14 protein-coding genes and 1 tRNA gene are annotated in these 17,405 nt (G+C 67.9%); 6 read left to right on the top strand and 9 right to left on the bottom strand.

Features of this window, described 5'->3' with window-relative positions:
• Window positions 1-30: 30 nt before the first annotated feature.
• The gene (locus EV648_RS20535) at window positions 31-2,568 is read left to right on the top strand and encodes a polysaccharide lyase family 8 super-sandwich domain-containing protein (RefSeq protein WP_132293915.1); all 2,538 of its coding nucleotides are present in this window, start codon (window positions 31-33) and stop codon (window positions 2,566-2,568) included.
• Window positions 2,569-2,855: 287 nt separating this feature from the next.
• On the opposite strand, the gene EV648_RS20540 is transcribed toward EV648_RS20535, so the two are convergent.
• Window positions 2,856-2,929, bottom strand: a tRNA-Gly gene (locus EV648_RS20540).
• A 232-nt stretch (window positions 2,930-3,161) separates the two neighbouring features.
• Here EV648_RS20540 and EV648_RS20545 point away from each other — a divergent pair.
• Both EV648_RS20545 and dcd read left to right on the top strand, forming a co-directional pair.
• Window positions 3,162-3,605, top strand: a complete 444-nt coding sequence (locus EV648_RS20545) for a MarR family winged helix-turn-helix transcriptional regulator (RefSeq protein ID WP_241995406.1) — start codon at window positions 3,162-3,164, stop codon at window positions 3,603-3,605.
• A 127-nt stretch (window positions 3,606-3,732) separates the two neighbouring features.
• Complete coding sequence (gene dcd, locus EV648_RS20550; protein ID WP_132196992.1) at window positions 3,733-4,308, top strand: dCTP deaminase; 576 nt, start codon at window positions 3,733-3,735, stop codon at window positions 4,306-4,308.
• A gap of 63 nt (window positions 4,309-4,371) precedes the next feature.
• On the opposite strand, the gene EV648_RS20555 is transcribed toward dcd, so the two are convergent.
• The 4 genes from EV648_RS20555 to EV648_RS43315 form a co-directional block, all read right to left on the bottom strand.
• Window positions 4,372-5,877 carry a hypothetical protein gene (locus EV648_RS20555; RefSeq protein WP_132293918.1) on the bottom strand — a complete coding sequence of 502 codons (1,506 nt, stop codon included), beginning with the start codon at window positions 5,875-5,877 and terminating at the stop codon, window positions 4,372-4,374.
• Window positions 5,878-6,000: 123 nt separating this feature from the next.
• Window positions 6,001-6,219 carry a hypothetical protein gene (locus EV648_RS20560; protein ID WP_132293921.1) on the bottom strand — a complete coding sequence of 73 codons (219 nt, stop codon included), beginning with the start codon at window positions 6,217-6,219 and terminating at the stop codon, window positions 6,001-6,003.
• Between the two features lie 64 nt (window positions 6,220-6,283).
• On the bottom strand, window positions 6,284-7,111 hold the full coding sequence (locus EV648_RS20565) for a DUF4097 family beta strand repeat-containing protein (protein ID WP_132293924.1): 828 nt from the start codon (window positions 7,109-7,111) through the stop codon (window positions 6,284-6,286).
• Window positions 7,108-7,863: a hypothetical protein gene (locus EV648_RS43315; RefSeq protein WP_199234711.1), complete on the bottom strand. Its 756-nt coding sequence runs from the start codon at window positions 7,861-7,863 to the stop codon at window positions 7,108-7,110. Before EV648_RS43315 ends, EV648_RS20565 begins: the two co-directional genes overlap by 4 nt.
• Before the next feature lie 110 nt (window positions 7,864-7,973).
• Here EV648_RS43315 and EV648_RS20575 point away from each other — a divergent pair, with 110 nt between their 5' ends.
• Entirely contained in the window at window positions 7,974-8,768 is a 795-nt protein-coding gene (locus EV648_RS20575) for an SDR family NAD(P)-dependent oxidoreductase (RefSeq protein ID WP_241995407.1), read from the top strand.
• Window positions 8,769-8,846: 78 nt separating this feature from the next.
• Here EV648_RS20575 and EV648_RS20580 read toward each other — a convergent pair whose 3' ends face one another.
• The 4 genes from EV648_RS20580 to EV648_RS20595 all read right to left on the bottom strand — a co-directional run bounded on the left by EV648_RS20580 (window position 8,847) and on the right by EV648_RS20595 (window position 15,363).
• Window positions 8,847-9,656 carry an LppX_LprAFG lipoprotein gene (locus EV648_RS20580; protein WP_132293933.1) on the bottom strand — a complete coding sequence of 270 codons (810 nt, stop codon included), beginning with the start codon at window positions 9,654-9,656 and terminating at the stop codon, window positions 8,847-8,849.
• A gap of 100 nt (window positions 9,657-9,756) precedes the next feature.
• On the bottom strand, window positions 9,757-11,904 hold the full coding sequence (locus tag EV648_RS20585; protein ID WP_132293936.1) for a (Fe-S)-binding protein: 2,148 nt from the start codon (window positions 11,902-11,904) through the stop codon (window positions 9,757-9,759).
• Window positions 11,905-12,057: 153 nt separating this feature from the next.
• The gene (locus EV648_RS20590) at window positions 12,058-14,928 is read right to left on the bottom strand and encodes a M36 family metallopeptidase (RefSeq protein WP_241995408.1); all 2,871 of its coding nucleotides are present in this window, start codon (window positions 14,926-14,928) and stop codon (window positions 12,058-12,060) included.
• 135 nt (window positions 14,929-15,063) lie between these two features.
• Window positions 15,064-15,363, bottom strand: a complete 300-nt coding sequence (locus EV648_RS20595; protein ID WP_199234712.1) for a hypothetical protein — start codon at window positions 15,361-15,363, stop codon at window positions 15,064-15,066.
• A gap of 148 nt (window positions 15,364-15,511) precedes the next feature.
• Between EV648_RS20595 and EV648_RS20600 the strand changes: the two genes are divergently transcribed.
• Both EV648_RS20600 and EV648_RS20605 read left to right on the top strand, forming a co-directional pair.
• Window positions 15,512-15,943 (top strand): RbsD/FucU family protein, encoded by a 432-nt coding sequence (locus tag EV648_RS20600; protein WP_241995409.1) that lies wholly within the window; start codon window positions 15,512-15,514, stop codon window positions 15,941-15,943.
• Window positions 15,944-16,080: 137 nt separating this feature from the next.
• The gene (locus tag EV648_RS20605) at window positions 16,081-17,403 is read left to right on the top strand and encodes a sugar ABC transporter substrate-binding protein (protein WP_132293942.1); all 1,323 of its coding nucleotides are present in this window, start codon (window positions 16,081-16,083) and stop codon (window positions 17,401-17,403) included.
• The last annotated feature ends 2 nt before the right edge of the window (window positions 17,404-17,405 follow it).

Consider the following 17,405-nt stretch of genomic DNA (forward strand, 5'->3'; position numbering starts at 1 on the left):
AGGTTTTTCCCCCTTCGCCCGGGAGTACCAGTGGACATCACCCGTCGCCGCCTGCTTTCTTTCGTCCCCGCCGCCGCTCTGCTGACCGCGGTCAACCCCGCGCCCGCGAGCGCCACGTCTTCAGGAAGCACCACGAACCGAGGAGCCAGCGCAACCCGAGCCGCCGGTACCGCGCAGTTGCTGGCGAACCTCGTCGGCATCTTCGCGGGCACGCCCGAGTCCAACCAACGGCCCGAGGTGAAGGCCAAGCTCGCGGCCCTCGACCAAACCGCCCGGACCTGGCTGTCCGCGATGGACCGGGCCCAGGCCGGAGAACTCTTCGCCGGTCTCCCTCTCGGCACAAGCGACCCGAACCTCAACGCGTCGTACCAGCACCTCTACGAGATCGCGCTGGCCACCCGGCGCCCCGGTCCGGCGTCGGACCTGCAGGGCAACGCGGCGATCCAGGCCAGGGTGATCGAGAAGCTGCGCTGGTTGCACGACAACTACTACGGCGACCAGTCGAAGGGGTACTACGGCAACTGGTTCACCTGGGAGATCGGCATCTCCACCCACGTCGGCAAGACCCTCGCGCTGCTCGACGCTCCCGCCGATCTGATCAGCACGTACGTCGCGTCGATGGACGCGTACCTGCGCAACGGCAAGGACGGTGACGTCGACCTCGACTCCCGGTTCCACACCGGTGCGAACCTGTCCGACATCACCGCCAACCGGATCATCCAGGGCGCGCTGCTCGACGACGACGCGCGGATCCGCAAGGCGCTGCAGGACCAGTTCACGGTCTTCGCCACCATCGACCCGTACAACCTCCAGCACGGCGTCACCGACGGGTACTACGCGGACGGCTCGTTCATCCAGCACGACTCGGTCGCGTACACCGGCTCGTACGGCAAGGGCCTGCTGACCAGGGTCGTCCAGACGGTGAAGACCCTCGACGGCACGGACTACGCGCAGTCCGGTGAGCTGGTGAAGGTGGTCCAGGGCTGGATCGAGGAAGGCTTCGCGCCGCTGATCTTCGAGGGCTGGATGACGGAGGTGGTCAAGGGCCGCGCGATTTCCCGCACCGCCACCGGGTACGACGATGTCGCCATCGTGGTCGAGGCGATCGTCGACCTCGCGGACTACGCGGAGCCGGCGGACGCCGCGCGGCTGAAGAGCTACGTGAAGTTCACCGCGCGCCCGACGCTCAACCCGAACAGCTTCGTCTCGCCGGTCAGCATCACCCGTTTCGCCGCTATCACCGCCGACCCGGCGATCGTGCCGGCCGACCTCAATCCGGCAGCCAGCAGCGTCGCCTTCAACGCGATGGATCGGAACGTGCATCGCCGGCCAGGGTTCGCGTTCGCCCTGTCGCGGAGCTCCGCCCGGATCAGCAAGTACGAGTACATGAGCGGCGAGAACCTGATGCCGTGGTTCCAGGGCGACGGGGCGTACTACCTCTACCTGAGCGGCCAGGACCAGACCCAGGCGTTCGGCGTCGACTACCTGACCACAGTGTCGCCGTACGCGCTGGCCGGAGTCACCGCGCCGGTGGAGCAGCGCAGTACGATCCCGGAGCTGTACGGCACGGTGTACTACGACAACCCGGGGCATCCGCTCAACTTCACCGCGTCGTCGGAATCGCAGAACAAGTACGTCTATTTCCCGGTCGGCACCAACCACTACTCCGGTGGCGCGACGCTCGGCCCGTACGGCGCGGCCGGGTGGATCCAGTCGAGCGATGTCGCGTACGCCGACCAGGACCTGCTCCCCCAGGACTTCGTCGTCTACCGCAACGCGGACGCCACCAAGTCCTGGTTCATGCTCGACGACGAGGTCGTCGTGCTCGCCGCGGGGATCGGCGACCAGGACCAGCGCGCGGTGACCACCTCGATCGACGCGCGCCTAGCGGCTCCGGCCGACCAGCTGACGATCAACGGAGTACTGCGGAACGGGCGCTCGTGGTCCGGTACCGGCGACGCCGACCTCAGATGGCTCCGCTATGCCAACACCACCGCGGGTACGTCCCTCGGCTACTACTTCCTCCAGCCCAGCAAGGTCACCGTCGGCGTCGAACAGGTCACTCGCAGCCGCCGCGTGATCCGGACATCCAACCCGGACACTTCTGTCACCAAGCAGATCTTCTCCCTGAGCCACCAGGCCCCAGGCCGTACTGCGCTCGCGTACGCGCTGGTGCCGAACGCCACGGAGGCCAAGCTGCGGTCCTACCTTTACGGGCGGCTGCTGGTGCTGGCCAACTCCACGCGAGTGCAGGCGATCCGCCACAGTGGCCTGGACCTGATTGCCGTCAACACGTTCACCCCCGGGCATCACCAGGTCCTGGGGTTGAACGTCGACGGACCGGCGTCGGTGATCACCCGGCGGAACGCGGATGGCACCACCTCCATCGCCGTCTCGGACCCGACGATGTCGCGGGCCACGATCTCGGTCTTCGTGCTGGCCCGCCGGCTCACCAAGGTGACGGCCGATCCGGGCGTCACCGTCACGCACACCCTGGCCGGAACGCGTCTGACCTTCACCACCCACCACCTGCACGGCGCGTCGCTGACGGCAACCTTCAGGGGGTAGTGGAGTCCGATCCCGGCATCGATTCCGCATCGCCGGTCCGCGCCGGGGTGTCCGGCGGATGACGAGAGGCGGGGATAGGTGCCGATGGCACGGACCTCTGTCCCCGCAGGGATTCCGCGGTCTACCCGTGGGCCGGTGACGCCGAACACCGCGGACCGACCGATGTTCGAATGGGGCCCGGAGAGGGCGTTGCGCGGTCCTGGCCGGCAAGTGAAAAGACGCCTGCTCCAGACTGGAGAGGCGCCTTCTGCGCAGGTCAGAGGCATGTTCTGACCAGCGGTCCTGCGTGGAGCGGGTGACGAGAATCGAACTCGCACTGTCAGCTTGGGAAGCTGATGTTCTGCCATTGAACTACACCCGCGAGCGCCGGCCGGACCAGCGAACGAAGAGGATCATACCCGGTCATCGGTGCGGTTTGCACGGGGGGTGAGCGGGCAACTTTCCACAAAGGCACGCCGAGGACTGGGCATGCTGCTCATCTTCTGGCAGATTAGAACGCGTTGCCGGGGGCAACATTTGGAACGCAACGTGAGGATGCGGTCCTTGCCGGGACCGGACAAGATGGTTGCGGGGCAACTGAAAAGAAGGGGTGAATGGTGGCAACTGACACTAATGACGCGCTGGAGAATCTGGAGAAGGAACTCGTCACCCTGGCGCGCCGGCTGCGTGGTCTGCAGCGGACGCTGTCCGACGAGGCCCACCCGGACCTGGAGCCGGCGCAGTACGCACTGCTGAACCACGTCGAGGAACTCGCACCGGTGCGGATGGCCGACCTGGTCGCGGCACTCGAGGTGGACAAGGGTCCGGTCAGCCGGGCCTGCGCTCGCCTGGAGGAAGAAGGCCTGCTGAAGCGGGCCGCGGACAAGTCGGACGCCCGGGCCACCCTGCTGACGCTGACCGCCAACGGCAAGCGCAAGCTCGCCGCGGCCCGGAAGAAGCGGCACAAGGTGATCGAGGACCTGCTCAAGGACTGGTCGCCGGCCCAGGTGAAGACGTTCGCCACCCAGGTGTCGAAGTTCAACAAGCTGGCCGGCTGAGCCGTTGCCGACGGCCCGTAGCCGCTACGGCGTTCCGGAGAGCTGAGGGCTCCGGAGCAGGACATCAGCGGTGACGGGCCCGGCCCACGGCGGGCGGAGCGGCAGCACGCTGCGGTAAGTTGCGTTCGTGCTGCTCTCCGACCGTGACATCTTGGCCGAGCTCGACGCGAAGCGGGTCCAGCTGGACCCGTTCGATGCTGCGATGGTGCAGCCGTCGAGCGTCGACGTGCGGCTGGATCGATTCTTCCGGGTGTTCGAGAACCATCGCTACCCGCACATCGATCCGGCCCAGGAACAGCCCGACCTGACCCGGATGGTCGAACCGGAGGGCGAGGAGCCCTTCATCCTCCATCCCGGTGAGTTCGTGCTCGGCTCCACCTACGAGCTGGTGACGCTGCCCGACGACGTGGCGGCGCGGCTGGAGGGCAAGTCCTCGCTCGGCCGACTCGGCCTGCTGACCCACTCCACCGCCGGCTTCATCGACCCGGGCTTCTCCGGGCACGTGACGCTGGAGCTGTCGAACGTGGCGACGCTGCCGATCAAGCTCTGGCCGGGGATGAAGATCGGCCAGCTCTGCTTCTTCCGGTTGTCCTCGCCCGCGCAGCACCCGTACGGCTCCGCGAAGTACGGCTCGCGGTACCAGGGGCAGCGCGGCCCGACGCCGTCGCGGTCGTACCTGAACTTCCACCGCAGCGACATCTGAACCAGCCGGACAGACGAGAGGCCCCGGGCGGATCCGCCCGGGGCCTCTCGTCATGCCAGTCGATCAGCCGATCGCCTTCTGCACCACGAAGATCTTCTCTGTGCCCATCGGCGCCTTGCCGCCCGGGTCCAGCAGGTAGGTGCTGCCGTACTTCGAGACCATCTGCGGAGACTGCGGCTTGCCCCAGATCAGCGACGTGTCACCCCAGCCGCCCATGTTCTTGCCACCGAGCGTGGGTCCGTCGTTCGGCGAGTTGCCGTCCGACGGGCTGACCTCGGAGTCGCCGCCCTCAGACGGCGTGGTGCCATCCGAGGGGGTCGCACTGGGAGTTGGCGTCGGGATCGGCACGTCCTGGCCGGTCTTGGCGTCCATCACGACGGGCTGGTCGCCGGCCAGGCCGTAGACCGCGCCGTTGTAGACCGTGGTGACATCGGGGACTACGCGGTTGGCCGACTCGGAGGTGTAGCCCCAGCTCTGCTTGCCGGTCGTCTCGTCGAACGCCAGGATCTCGTCCTTGCCCTGGCTGGCGTTGCCGTTGCAGACCAAGGCGGTCGCGTGGTCGGAGAAGCAGGTGTAGCCCTCGGAGCGGCTGGGGGTTTCAGCCCGCTTCGTCTCGACGATCGCGCCGGTGGCGATGTCGACGGAGTAGACGGACGACACGAAGTGCCCCAGGCCGCCCTCGACGAATCCGGTGCCGTGTAGGTAGGCGCGCCGGCCGCCGGTACCGAGCGCCGACAGGTAGTTCTTCCCTGGCACGGCGGCGGCCTTCTTGACGGTGCCGGTGGCGCCGTCCACGGAGGCGATCGAGAGGCTCCGCTTGCCTTCGCCCTGCTGGCCCTTGGCCGCGATGACGACGCCGTTGAGCACTCCGGCGGCCTTGAGGGACGGGATCGCGGTGGCCTTCTTGGTCTTCGGATCGGCGTAGACGCTGAGGTCCTCGATTTTCGCGGTGCCGTCCGGGGACGAGACCGTGAGCGCGATGACGACCTGTCCGGTCGCGGCGTCGTAGGCCTGGCTGAGGATCCTGCCGCCGCCGTTGCCGGGACCCAGCGTCGGGGTGAGGTCGAAGGCGATCGAGGTGATCACCTTGCCCTCGGCCGGATCGATCCACTGGAAGTTGAGCTGACCGTGGGACTTCTGGGTGCCGCTGCCCTGAACGTCCTGGATGTAGGCGGTCGCGATGACCTCCTTGCCGTCCAGCTGGACGGCCATCGGCCCGGTGAAGTCTGTCGTTTTGGTGGTCTGGACCTCCTTCGCGAGCACCTGCCAGCTCGAACCGGCCAGGGTACGGCCGGTGATGGCGGTGCGGTTCGCGTAGAGAGAGGTCTGGCCGACCATGCCGGCCCTGGCGGTGTCGACCGAGCTGTCCTCGGTCCTCGGCTCCGCGATCGCCGACAGCGCGGCGAAGGCCTTGGGCGGGTCGAAGGATGCGAGCTCCGGTGCGGTCGGCGTCGGGGAGGCCGACTGGCCTCCGTCGTCCGGACTCGAGTTGGACGCCTTGTCGTCGCCGCCGCTGCAGCCGGCCAGTAGAACGACCGCCGCGGTGACGGTGATCAACGGACGCAACATCGTTTCTCTCTCCCCAGATTGACCAAGAGTGACGGCGAGGACACTAACAGCGTCAGCGGGCCCTCACCGGCACAAGCCCCAGGCGTTGCAACATGCTGCAAAGTGCTTGCGTGGTCACGGTGCTCACCGGACGACCGAGAGACCGGTACGCCGGTGCCGCGGCTGGGGTTCGAGGCGGTCGGCCAGGCGCCGCAGTACCGTCGCGAGCTCGTGCCGCGGACCACTCGGGCCGGAGGCCGCGCGACGGGTCGCGCGGTCCTCCTTGCGCAGCGCCCGCAGCTCAGCGGCACGGAGCTTCTCTTCTACCTGGTAGCGCGCGACCTCTTGGTGTTCGGTGATCATCGTCCTGCTCCCCTCACGTTGGTCCCCGTTGACGAATGTGGTGGTGCTGATGGCGCTTGGTGGTTCAGACCCGGACGACGGTGATGTCGCCGGAGACGGTGCGGGCCCGCAGCATCAGCGAGGGCTCGCCGTCGGCCGGCTTCTCGCCGGGCTCGAGGTCGCACCGGATCTGCCCGGTGACCGTCTTCAGGTCGAGGTAGGTCGGCAGCCCGTCCGGTACGCCGATCTGGACGTCGCCGCGGGCGGTCTCCGCCCGGACGCTCGGGCCCTCGGTCAGCTCGACCCGGACGTCGCCCGAGCCGGAGGTGACGACCGAGTGGTCCCGGATCCGCTCGATGGTGATGTCACCCGAGCCGACCTTGACGGTGGTCGGGCCGGCCGCGTCGCCGATCCGGACGTCACCGGACCCGGTGGTCACGCCGACCGAGTCGTTCGCCTCGCCGATGTCGATCGAGCCGGAGCCGGTGCTGGCCCGGACCGTGCCCACCGAGTTCCCGACCCGGATGTCGCCGCTGCCGGCGCTCGCTGCCAGGCTGCCGGCGATCTGCTCGACCCGGATGTCACCCGAGCCGGACGACAGCCGGGCCTCGCCCAGCGGCATCCGGGACGAGATGTCGCCCGAGCCGGTCTTGATCCGCGCGTCCAGGGTGGCCGGGGTCGCGATGTGGACCCGGACCTCAGGGCCGCGGCGGGCGAACTGCTTGGCCGGCTCGACCACCAGCTCACCGTTGGTGACCTTGAAGGTGACGTCGTCGGCGGAGCCGTTGATCACCTCGAGGGTCGCGGTGGTCTGCTCGCCGTCGGCGGGCACGATCTCCACCAGGCCGGCGCCGATCTCGATCCGGACCCGCTGGATGTCGTCGGTCAGCTCGGTGCCGATGAGGTCGCTCACTGCGCCCACCCCGTCACCCGCTGGTCGCGGCCGCCGCGGCCACGTCCGTTGCCACGGTCGCCGCGCTCGCCCCGACGGTCGCCGCGGTCACGGCGCTCACCGCGCTCGCCGCGGCGGGAGCCCTCGCCGAAGACGCCGTCCGGGCCGAAGGGTCCCTCGGGTCCGAAGACGCCGTCCTTGCCGAAGACGCCGTCGGGCCCGAGCGGACCTTCCGGGCCGAGCGGTCCGTCCGGGCCGAAGAAGCCACCCCGCGGAGCGCGCGGCGGCCGGGGCGGCCGGGGTCCGCGACCGCCGGTCAGGGCGGTCATCACGGTGCGCATCAGCCACGCGTTCGAGGAGATGCCCTCGGCGTTGGCGGCCTCGTCCACCTTGTTCTTCACCGACATCGGCAGCCGCAGCGTGATCCGCGCGGTCGGCTCGTCGGCATCCGGCGCGACGTCCTGCGCGGCCGGCTGGTCGTGGTCGTTGTCGTCGTCCAGCTCGTCGTCATCGGCTCCGGTCAGCTGGCTCGGGGCCGGTGTGACCACGAACTCGGGACGGCCGCCGGCCATCCGGAGCTCGACCGATCCGGGGGACAGCTCGCGGCTGATCTCCCCGGCAGCGTCGGACAGGGCTGAGATGAGGGCCAGTCGGCCCGCGTCATCCAGCGTGGCGCCGAGGCGCTGGGCCACGGAGCGAGTTTGGTCGTCGGCCAACGCGGTGGCGTTCTCCACGCTACGGCGGACCGACTCGAGGTAGTGATCAAGTTCCATGACGCAATACTGACGTCATCGTGACGTCACTGTCAACCCCTTCTGATGTCATCGAGCCGCCAGGGTGGTGTCAGGGCAGAATGAGGGCAGTCCACGGAGAGGGGAACAGGGTGTCCAGAGGAGTGCTCGTCACCGGTGCGTCGCGAGGGGTCGGAGCCGAGGTGGCGAAGGTATTCGCCGCGGCCGGCGACCGGGTCGTGCTGCACTGCCGCGGCGCGACCGACAAGGCCCGAGCCGTGTTGGCGGAACTACCCGGGCAGGGGCATGAGGTGGTGGTCGGAGATCTCGGCGAACCGGCCGGAATCCCGGCCCTGGTTGAGGAATCGGCAGCAACGCTCGGACGGATCGACGTCCTGGTGAACAACGCCGCGCTGTTCGTGGACGACCCGGTCGCGGGGTCGCGCCGGATCGGCCACCCGCTCGCCGACACGTCGTACGACGAATGGGTGGCGGCGTGGCGCCGGACGCTGGCGGTGAATCTCGAGGGGGCCGCGCACCTGACCTGGTGCGTGGCCCGGCAGATGCTCGACCGGGACCCGGCCGAGGGGGTCAGGCGGGGCGCGATCGTCAATGTCGGGTCGCGCGGGGCGTACCGAGGGGAGCCGGATGTGCCCGCCTACGGGGCCAGCAAGGCGGGACTGCACGCCTTCGGGCAGTCGATGGCGGTCTCGCTGGCGCCCCATGACATCACCGTGACGTCAATCGCGCCCGGTTTCATCGCCACCGACATGGCCGCGCAGGGTCTGAACGGGCCCGGCGGCGACGCGATCCGCGCCCAGAGCCCGTTCAACCGGGTGGCGACGCCCGAGGAGGTCGCCGCTGCCGTCCTCTGGCTCGCGTCCCCGCCGGCCGGCTGGTCCAGCGGCGCCGTACTGGACTTCAACGGCGCCTCGTACCTGCGCTAAACGACGACGTCCGGAGCGGTGAGGGCCTGCCTCACCACTCCGGACGCCTTGGTCAGGCGATCGCCGGTGTCCGCTGGGTCAGCGGCTGACGATCTTGCTCGCCGGGGGAGCCTTGATGCTGATCGGCTTGCCCCAGTCGGAGGCGTTCATGGTCATGCTCACGCCGGCCATCTCGAAGAAGATCTTGTACATCAGGTGGTCGGTGGAGCCCATCCAGACCGTGTAGACCAGCGTCTTCGGCATCCCGGCGACCATCTTCTGGCCCTTGGCCTTCAGCGCGGCCGCCATGTCGACGGTGACGGCGTACCGGTCCACCTTGCGGCCGTCGATCGTCTCGGTCTTGACGAACTTGGCGGCCTTCAGACCGCCGTCGAACGACTCGAAGGTCTTGCTCGGGTCCATCTCGTCCAGCATCCCGCCCAGGCTGGCCGCCATCGGGTTGCTGGAGTCCTTCGGGTCGATCTTCAGGTACTTGCCCGCCGGGACGTCCGGGGTGGACAGGTACAGCATGTTCTTGACGACGATCATCTTGGCCTTGCCACCGAAGGCCGCGCCGTTCATCTCCAGCTGCATCGCGACCGGCTTCATGGTCTGCTGACCGGTCACCGTCATGGTCTGACCGCCGGCGACCATCTTCATGGTCATCTTGACAGAGTCCTTGCCGACCATCGACTTCTTCATCGCCGGCAGGAAGCTCGCCGTGTTCAGGTGCGCGACGGCCGGAGCCACCCGCTCCGGTGCTTGGCTCGGCGTGGTGACCGGCGTGCTGACGGGCGTCGGCGTGGTGCCTGCGTTGACGGTGGCCGTCTTGTCCGAACCGCAGGCCGCGAGTCCGAGCATCAACGGCAGGGTGACGACCGTGGTCGCCACCCGAGAACTGAACCTCACTTTGTTTTCCTCCCAGTGGATCAAGGCGTTGGATCCTACGGGCTGGAATCCCTGCCTGGGAAATCAATTGCCGCTTCGTGGCAGAGACTTGTACTGGGCTTTACCCGCGCTTCACCGAGGCGAGCAGAAGCTGCGCGACGTCGGCGACCTCGACCTCCTCGCGGGCCGATCCGTCCGCCTGCTTGGCGGTCAGGCCGTCGGACAGCATCACCCGGCAGAACGGGCAGCCGGTGGCGATCTTGTCCGCGCCGGTCTCGACCGCCTCGGTGGTCCGGTTCAGGTTGATCCGGGTGCCGACCTTCTCCTCCATCCACATCCGCGCGCCGCCCGCACCGCAGCAGAACGACTTCGTCTGGTTCCGCGGCATCTCGGCGAACTCCGCGCCCGGGATGATGTCGAGCAGCTCGCGCGGAGCGTCGTACACCTGGTTGTGGCGGCCGAGGTAGCACGGGTCGTGGTAGGTGATCTTCTGGCCGTTGAGTGCGCTGTCCGTCGGGGCGACCGGGGTCAGCTTGCCCTCGCGGACGAGGCGGTTCAGCAGTTGCGTGTGGTGGATGACGTCGAGCTCCACACCCAGCTGGGAGTACTCGTTCTTCAGGGTGTTGAAGCAGTGCGCGCAGGTGGAGACGACCTTCTTCGCGCCGGTCTCCTTGAACACCTCGGCGTTCTGCATCGCCAACTGCTGGAAGACGAACTCGTTGCCGGCCCGCCGCGCCGGGTCACCCGTGCAGGTCTCGCCATCACCCAGTACTGCGAACGAGACACCCGCGATGTTCAGCAGTTCCGCCACGGCCTGGGTGGTCTTCTTGGCGCGATCCTCGAAGGCGCCCGCGCACCCGACCCAGAACAGGTACTCCACCTCGGCCAGTGTCTCGACATCGGTGCCGACCTGCTTGACCTCGAACGGCAGACCCTTGGCCCAGTCCATCCGGCCGGACGGGTTCATGTTCCACGGGTTGCCCTTGTTCTCCAAGCCCTTGAAGAGCCCGTTGAGCTCGGACGGGAAGGACGACTCGATCAGCACCTGGTAGCGGCGCATGTCCATGATGGCGTCGACGTGCTCGATGTCGACGGGACACTGCTGCACGCAGGCGCCGCACGAAGTACAGGCCCAGAGTGCTTCCTCGTCGATCACGGCGACGTCGGGGGAGCCGACCAGCGGGCGCTCCTGCTCGGCCTTCACCAGGTCCGGCAGCGACTGGCGCTCGTCGTCCGAGGAGGCCAGCAGGTACGGCGCCTTGGCGTACGCGTGCTCGCGCAGGTTCATCATGATCAGCTTCGGCGACAACGGCTTGTCGGTGTTCCAGGCCGGGCACTGCGACTGGCAGCGGCCGCACTCGGTACAGGTGGTGAAGTCGAGCAGGCCCTTCCAGGTGAAGTCCTCGACCTTGCCGACCCCGAGCGCGGCGTCCTCGTCGAGCTCCTCGATGTTCTCGAAGTCGATCGGCTCGCCCTTGATCATGATCGGCTGCAGTGCGCCGAGCGAGGTCCCGCCGTCGGCCTTGCGCTTGAACCAGATGTTCGGCCAGGCGGTGAACCGGTGCCAGGCGACGCCCATCGTGGCGTTCAGCGAGATGGTGATCATCCAGGCGAACGAGATCAGGATCTTGATCATCGCGACCAGGTAGACCGTGTTCTCCAGCGCCTGCTCGCTCAGCCCGCCGAACAGGGCGGTGCCGAAGAAGAACGTGGTGGGGAAATGGAACTTGGAGCCTGCGCCGAGCTCGTACTCCAGGCCGCGCAGCAGCAGGATGCAGACCAGCACGCCGAGGATCGTGTACTCGACGTAGTACGCCTGCCAGGCGCGCGAACCGAAGAACCGGCTGTACCGGGCTAGGTGACCCTTCGGCAGGTTGAGCAGCCGGATGACGATCAGTCCCACGATCGAGACCAGGCCGGTCCAGGTGAGGAACTCGGTGGCCCACTCGAAGACGAACCAGTGCCCGATGATCGGCAGCGCGTAGTGCGCGTTGAACAGCTGCCCGAACGCCGTCACCAGAGTGAGGAACAACCCGATGAAGCCGAAGGCGACGAACCAGTGCAGCACGCCGATGTGGCTCCACTGCAGCATCCTGGTGTGCCCGAGCGTCTCCTTGGCCAGCGTGGCGGAGCGCTGCCCCGGCTTGTCGGTCCGGCTGACCGGCTGGCCGAGCTTGATGACGGACACGATGTGCCCGATCGTCTTGCCGAACAACGCGATGCCGACAGCGGCGACCGCGAGCGAGACGACGATGGCGAGGATCTGCATACCAGCGATGTTATTGGTTGGTTACCGGTGAGTCATGTGGGTGTCGGCCTCATCACGCCCGCGTGTTGCGTCTCACTTCTCGCGCGGGTAGCTGAAAAGCCGGAGGGCCGGTCGAGCGGATGCTCGGCCGGCCCTCGCGGGTGGTGCTGGGTGTTACTTGGTGCCGTAGACCTGGATCTCGGTCATGTCGGTGAACTGGCAGCCACCGAACGCGCCGAGCGGGCAGTTGTTCGCGAAGTCCGGAACCTGCGGGCTCAGCATCACGAACCGGACGAACTTCACGCCGGCGGTGTTGCCCGACGGGGTGAGCTCGGTGTACTTGCCGCGGTTGGCGGCGGTGAACTCGCCCTCCTGGGCGGTCGCCCAGGTGGTGCCGTCGACCGAGGTCTCGATCCGGTACTTACCGGTCGAGGCGCTGCCCGGGTCACCACAGGTGTTCGACGGGTCGACCGAGAACTTGGTGATGTTCACGGCGGCCGGCAACGCGATGTCGATGTTCTTCGGGATCATCACGTTGGTCGGGGTGCCGTTGTTGTCACCCGTCGTGCTGCCCCAGCCGGTGCCCTGGCTGGAGTCGATCGCGTAGTCCGGCCCACACTGCGGGGTGAAGTCCGGACCGGTGAAGTCCACCACCGAGCCGCCACCTGACGCTGCCGCCCAGTTGCGCCGCGGGGCGAAGTTCGCGGTGGTGCCGCCGGCCTTGACTGCCAGCGGAGCGCCGAGCACCTCGTAGCCGGCGCCGGAGACGACGAACTTGCCGTAGGTGCCGGGCAGGACCCCCTTGATCGTGTACTTGCCGTTCGCCGCGGTCACGGCGGAGTAGTCACCCGCGTAGCCCGAGGCGTGGCCGCCGATGAAGACGAGCGCGCCGGCCACCGGAGCGCCGGTGTCCTTGTCGGTCACCGTGCCGGTGATCGTCGTGGTGGAGCCCTTCGGCGGGATGTGGAAGTCCTCGACCGGGTGCGAGTCGCCACCGTCGAGCACGCCCGCGAACCAGCCCATCCCGCGGTTGGCGAAGACCTGCCAGATGATGCCGGCGTTCTTGCCGCCGCTGGCGACCAGGTCGGCCTGCACGATCGCGTTGCGCATGTCGAGCATCGTCGGGTCGGCGGTGGACAGCTCCATCGCACGGGTGATGATGCTCATCGCGTAGCTACGGCCGAAGCGCTCACGCAGGTCCCACATGGTCTGCGCCCACACCTCACCGGAGGAGTGCACCTCCGGCGTACCGCCGATGGTCGGGAAGTCACCGTAGGTGTAGCCACCCTGCGAGCCGTCGAGGCCGACACAGGTCGGCGCCGTGGCCTTGACCCGGCAGTCGATCGCCTGGGTGCGGAACAGCTCGCCGTGGGCGACGTACTTGCCCTCGAGGATCTCGCCCGGGGCGGTGGTGTCCTTCTCCAGGCCGTGCGAGACCAGGTAGTCCATCGCGTAGAAGTCGCTCCACGCCTCACCCATCGAGCCGGCCTGGATGCTGTTCAGCGTCGAGTTGCCGGTCGCGTCCACGACCAGGCGGTTCGACAGACCGTGGGTGTACTCGTGGTACAGGACGCTGGCGTCGTTGCCCGAGCTGCTCGGCACGTAGCCGTCCTGCTCGTCGCTCGCGCCCGGGGTGTGGAACAGATACATCTGCATGGTCGGCGGGATGCCGTCCGGCGGAGTGGACATGTTCGCGTTGTTGACGTGGTTGCCGTCGGGGCCGCCGTTGGCGCCGGTCGCCGCGCCGTCGAGGGCGTTCAGCAGCACCGGGTCGCCGCCCGCGGCGTCGAACGAGCCGGCCGCCGGGGTGAAGCTGATCGGCGGCTTGGCCAGCCAGTCGTGGAAGTTGCTGGCCAGGTAGAACGCGTTGGTGACGTCCTGGTTCATGTTCGTCTTCCAGGAGTCCGGCTTGGCCGGGTCCCAGGTGCAGACGAACGCCGCCGAGCAGAAGCTGCTCGACTGGAACGGGACCAGCTTGTACTCCGAGGTGGTCTTGGTGCCGGGCACCTTGACCGTCTCACCGCCGTTCGGCTGGTTGTCGTCGTTGATGTCCGCGAACGCGGCCACCGAGGTGCCCTCGAGCAGCGTCTTCGCGGTCTTCGGCAGCCACTTGTTGTAGATCAGGTTCTCGGTGCGTTGCGTGCCACCCTTGGGGGCACCCGGGTAGTTGTCCTGCACCAGGGCGTCGCCGTTGCCCTCGCTGACCAGGTCCTTGCGGTACAGCAGGCCGCCGGTCTGGGCGTCGATGACGTGGGTGTAGATCTTCGAGCCGCCGGCGTTGACGTAGGTCATCCAGCCCTTGCGCAGGCCGTTGGCGGTGTAGAAGTACACCTGCTTGGCGCTGTCGCCGTTGCTCCACTTGGTGGTCACACCGGACTTGGTCGCCTTGGCGGAGGCCAGTTTGCCCGAGATGTCCTCGGCGGCCGCAGAACGGGCCGCGTCGGCGCTGACGGCCGGGGCGGCCGAGCGGGCCCGTGCCTGCGAGACCAGCCCGGCGATCGGGGCGCCCTGCAGGGAGATGAGCTGACCGGTCTTGGTCACGTTCGCCTTCAGGCCGTTGCCGAACACCTCGATGCCGTCGACCTCCTGCGCCCAGGAGATGTGGTGCGTGCCGAGGTCGTCGACGTAGTCCTTGCGCAGCTTGAGGGTGCCGAGGTCGGACTCGGAGAGCTTGAAGACCTCGGGGTGCGCCTTGACGTAGGCCAGCGCGATGTCGGTCGCCTTCTTGGCGCTCTTCCCGGTGAGGAAGCCGTCCAGTTTGGTCACCTGGTCCGGCGTACCGGTGTTGGCGTCCACGGACACCACGCCCTGGGTGCCGAGGGAGTCGCGGAACTTCTCCGAGGCCGCGGTCTCCTTGCCGACCACCTTCGCGGCGCGCGCGTAGGTCGATCGGGCATTCGGCGTCCGGGCGTCGTAGTTGCCCTTCCGCTCCTTCGACGAGATCGGATTGGTCGCCTCGCTCGGGCCCTTGGAGTCCGGGTTGGCGGTAGTGGCGGCCGTGGCACCGCCACCGGCCGCTACGGCGAGCAGGGTGGTGGCGGACACCGCAGCGACTGCCAGGAGCCCCCGCCCTTTGCCTGAAACTTTCACTGCAACGCTCCATGAAGTTTGTCTTAGCGGACCGCCCTCCACGGTCCGTCCCGGGCTGACCCTAAGTCCCCGGGCGAGCCCGGGGAAGGGTTATCTGCGGAATCTGGCGGAAGCAAGGGTTGTCCTCTGTGCACGGACTACCACTGCGAGCGACAGGATAATGGTCGTACTGAGCAACGACCCGGCCGCGAGCAGTGTCGGCGTGCCCGGGTGCACGAGGGACTCGCCGCGCTCGGCCTGCCAGGTGACCAGCCAGATCAGTCCCGCGTACGCCGCGGCGCCTACCGCGACCAGGGCGGCGCGTGGACCCTCGGGGCGCAACGCCGGGTACCGCCTGGCCGGCAGAACGACGCCTAGGGCAACCAATGGGATCGCCTGCAGCGCGTGCACGCCGAGGAAGTGGCCGGTCCGCAGGTCGCCGCGCTCGGTGCTCCGGCCGGTGATTCGGCGCGCCGGCGCTGTCCACAGGAGCTCTGTCTCCCCGCGGGGAGTGGGTCTGGGCCTACCCTGAGTCGTCCCTGACTTCGATTTCCCGTCGATGCCGTGGAGGTCCCTGGTGCTGCGCTATCCGTTGATCCATCCGCCGTTGCTCGGGGCACTCGCGCGGGCCGGGCACGGGTCCGTCGTGCTGTTGGCCGATGGCAACTATCCGTATGCGACCGCGGTGTCGGCGACGGCCGAGACTGTCTGGCTTAACCTGCGGCCGGGCCAGATCCCGGTCGACGACGTGCTCGAAACACTGCTCGGTGTGGTGCCGGTCGAGGCGGCCCGGGTGATGGCGACCGACACCGGGGAAGAGCCCGGCATCTACGAGCGCTTCCGCTCGCTGCTGCCGGACATTTCGCTGCAGCCGTTGGGCCGCGGGGACTTCTATGCCGTTGCCCGCGGTCCTGAGCTGGCCGTCGCCGTCGCCACCGGAGAACAGCGGCTCTACGCCAACATCCTGCTGACCCTCGGCGTCGTGCAGTAGGCCGGCGGATTGACCGAACGCCCTTGACAGGGCCTCGGCGACCGGGCCTATGCTGGCGAGAAATCGATTTCCCGCCCAATGGAACGCGGCCGTCCGACCCTGGTGAGGCAGTCGCGCCGGACCGAGGAGCGAGCGCGATGACCCCTGCACTGGAACGATCCGGACTCAGCCGCCGCGGATTCCTGCGCGCCGCGGGCGGTACTGCGCTGGCCGTCGGCGCGAGTGGCGCACTGACTGCCTGCGGAGGCGGTGACGACAGCGGCGGCGGTTCCAGCACGAAGGAACTGTCGTTCGTCTACATGGGCACGGCCGAGCAGCAGGCCACCTGGAACAAGCTGTTCGCCAAGTTCAGCGAGCAACACCCGGAGATCAAGCTCAAGGCCGAGGGCATCCCGCTGTCGAACTGGGGCGACTTCTTCAACAAGCTGTCCACCCGCCTGGCCGGCGGCCAGGTGCCGGACGTGATCCAGGTGGCGACCGAGGGCCAGCGGCTGTTCGCGTCCAAGGGCCTGCTCGCGCCGCTCGACGACTTCATCGCCAAGGACAAGGCGACGATCGACGAGTACTACGCCGACATGGACCCGAACCTGATCGAGTGGAACAAGAAGTACAGCTCCACCGACGGCAAGACGTACTACCTGCCAGGCGAGTTCAACACGATGTGCATGTGGTACTCCAAGGACCTCTTCGCCAAGGCCGGCGTACCGGAGCCGACGGCCAAGTGGACCTGGGACGACTTCCGCAAGGCGTGCGACCAGATCAAGGCCAAGACCGGCGCCTTCGGGTACGCCGCGGACTCCGCGTACTTCGCCGCGATCATGCCCTGGCTGCTCACCAACGGCACCAGCAGCTTCAACGACGACTGGTCCAAGCCGACCTTCAACGATCCGGCCGTGATCGAGGCAGCGGAGTTCCAGCGGGCGCTGGTGGCCGACAAGTTGTCACCTCCGCCGGGCGGCACCTTCGACGCCCCCACGGCCGCCGCGCAGGGCAAGCTGGCGATGTTCGGCGGTGGCCGCTGGCCGATCATCAGCATCCGCAACCTGAAGGTGCAGAACAAGATCGGCATCGTGCCCTGGCCGGTGAAGGTCGAGCAGGGTTCGCCGGTCGGCTGGAACGGCTACCCGATCATGAAGGCGTCGAAGAAGAAGGACGAGGCCTGGACCTTCATCAAGTTCCTGATCTCCAAGGAGGGCTCGTCCTTCTTCGCCCAGCTCGGCGGCACCATCGTGCCGGCCCGCAAGTCGATCGCGAACAGCGAGTCGTTCCTGACCGACGCCCCGAAGGGCACCGAGTCGCTCTACCAGGCGCTCAGCTATGCGACCCCGATTCCCTCACCGGACAAGGGCGCCGCGGTCCAGAAGGCGATCGAGGACGGCTGGAAGCAGGTGCTGACCGGCAACGCCGCGCCGGCCGACGCCCTCGGCAAGACCCAGACGGCGCTCGAGGGACTGGTCTGACT

Source organism: Kribbella sp. VKM Ac-2568 (assembly GCF_004345365.1).
Taxonomy (GTDB): domain Bacteria; phylum Actinomycetota; class Actinomycetes; order Propionibacteriales; family Kribbellaceae; genus Kribbella; species Kribbella orskensis.

What these genes read in the sequence shown, in the direction of transcription:
- EV648_RS20560 (WP_132293921.1), bottom strand. Translation starts at nt 6,219, where the DNA reads ATGATCACCGAACACCAAGAGGTCGCGCGCTACCAGGTAGAAGAGAAG.
- EV648_RS20605 (WP_132293942.1), top strand. Translation starts at nt 16,081, where the DNA reads ATGACCCCTGCACTGGAACGATCCGGACTCAGCCGCCGCGGATTCCTG.
- EV648_RS20600 (WP_241995409.1), top strand. Translation starts at nt 15,512, where the DNA reads ATGCCGTGGAGGTCCCTGGTGCTGCGCTATCCGTTGATCCATCCGCCG.
- EV648_RS43315 (WP_199234711.1), bottom strand. Translation starts at nt 7,863, where the DNA reads ATGGAACTTGATCACTACCTCGAGTCGGTCCGCCGTAGCGTGGAGAAC.
- EV648_RS20545 (WP_241995406.1), top strand. Translation starts at nt 3,162, where the DNA reads ATGGTGGCAACTGACACTAATGACGCGCTGGAGAATCTGGAGAAGGAA.
- EV648_RS20555 (WP_132293918.1), bottom strand. Translation starts at nt 5,877, where the DNA reads ATGTTGCGTCCGTTGATCACCGTCACCGCGGCGGTCGTTCTACTGGCC.
- EV648_RS20585 (WP_132293936.1), bottom strand. Translation starts at nt 11,904, where the DNA reads ATGCAGATCCTCGCCATCGTCGTCTCGCTCGCGGTCGCCGCTGTCGGC.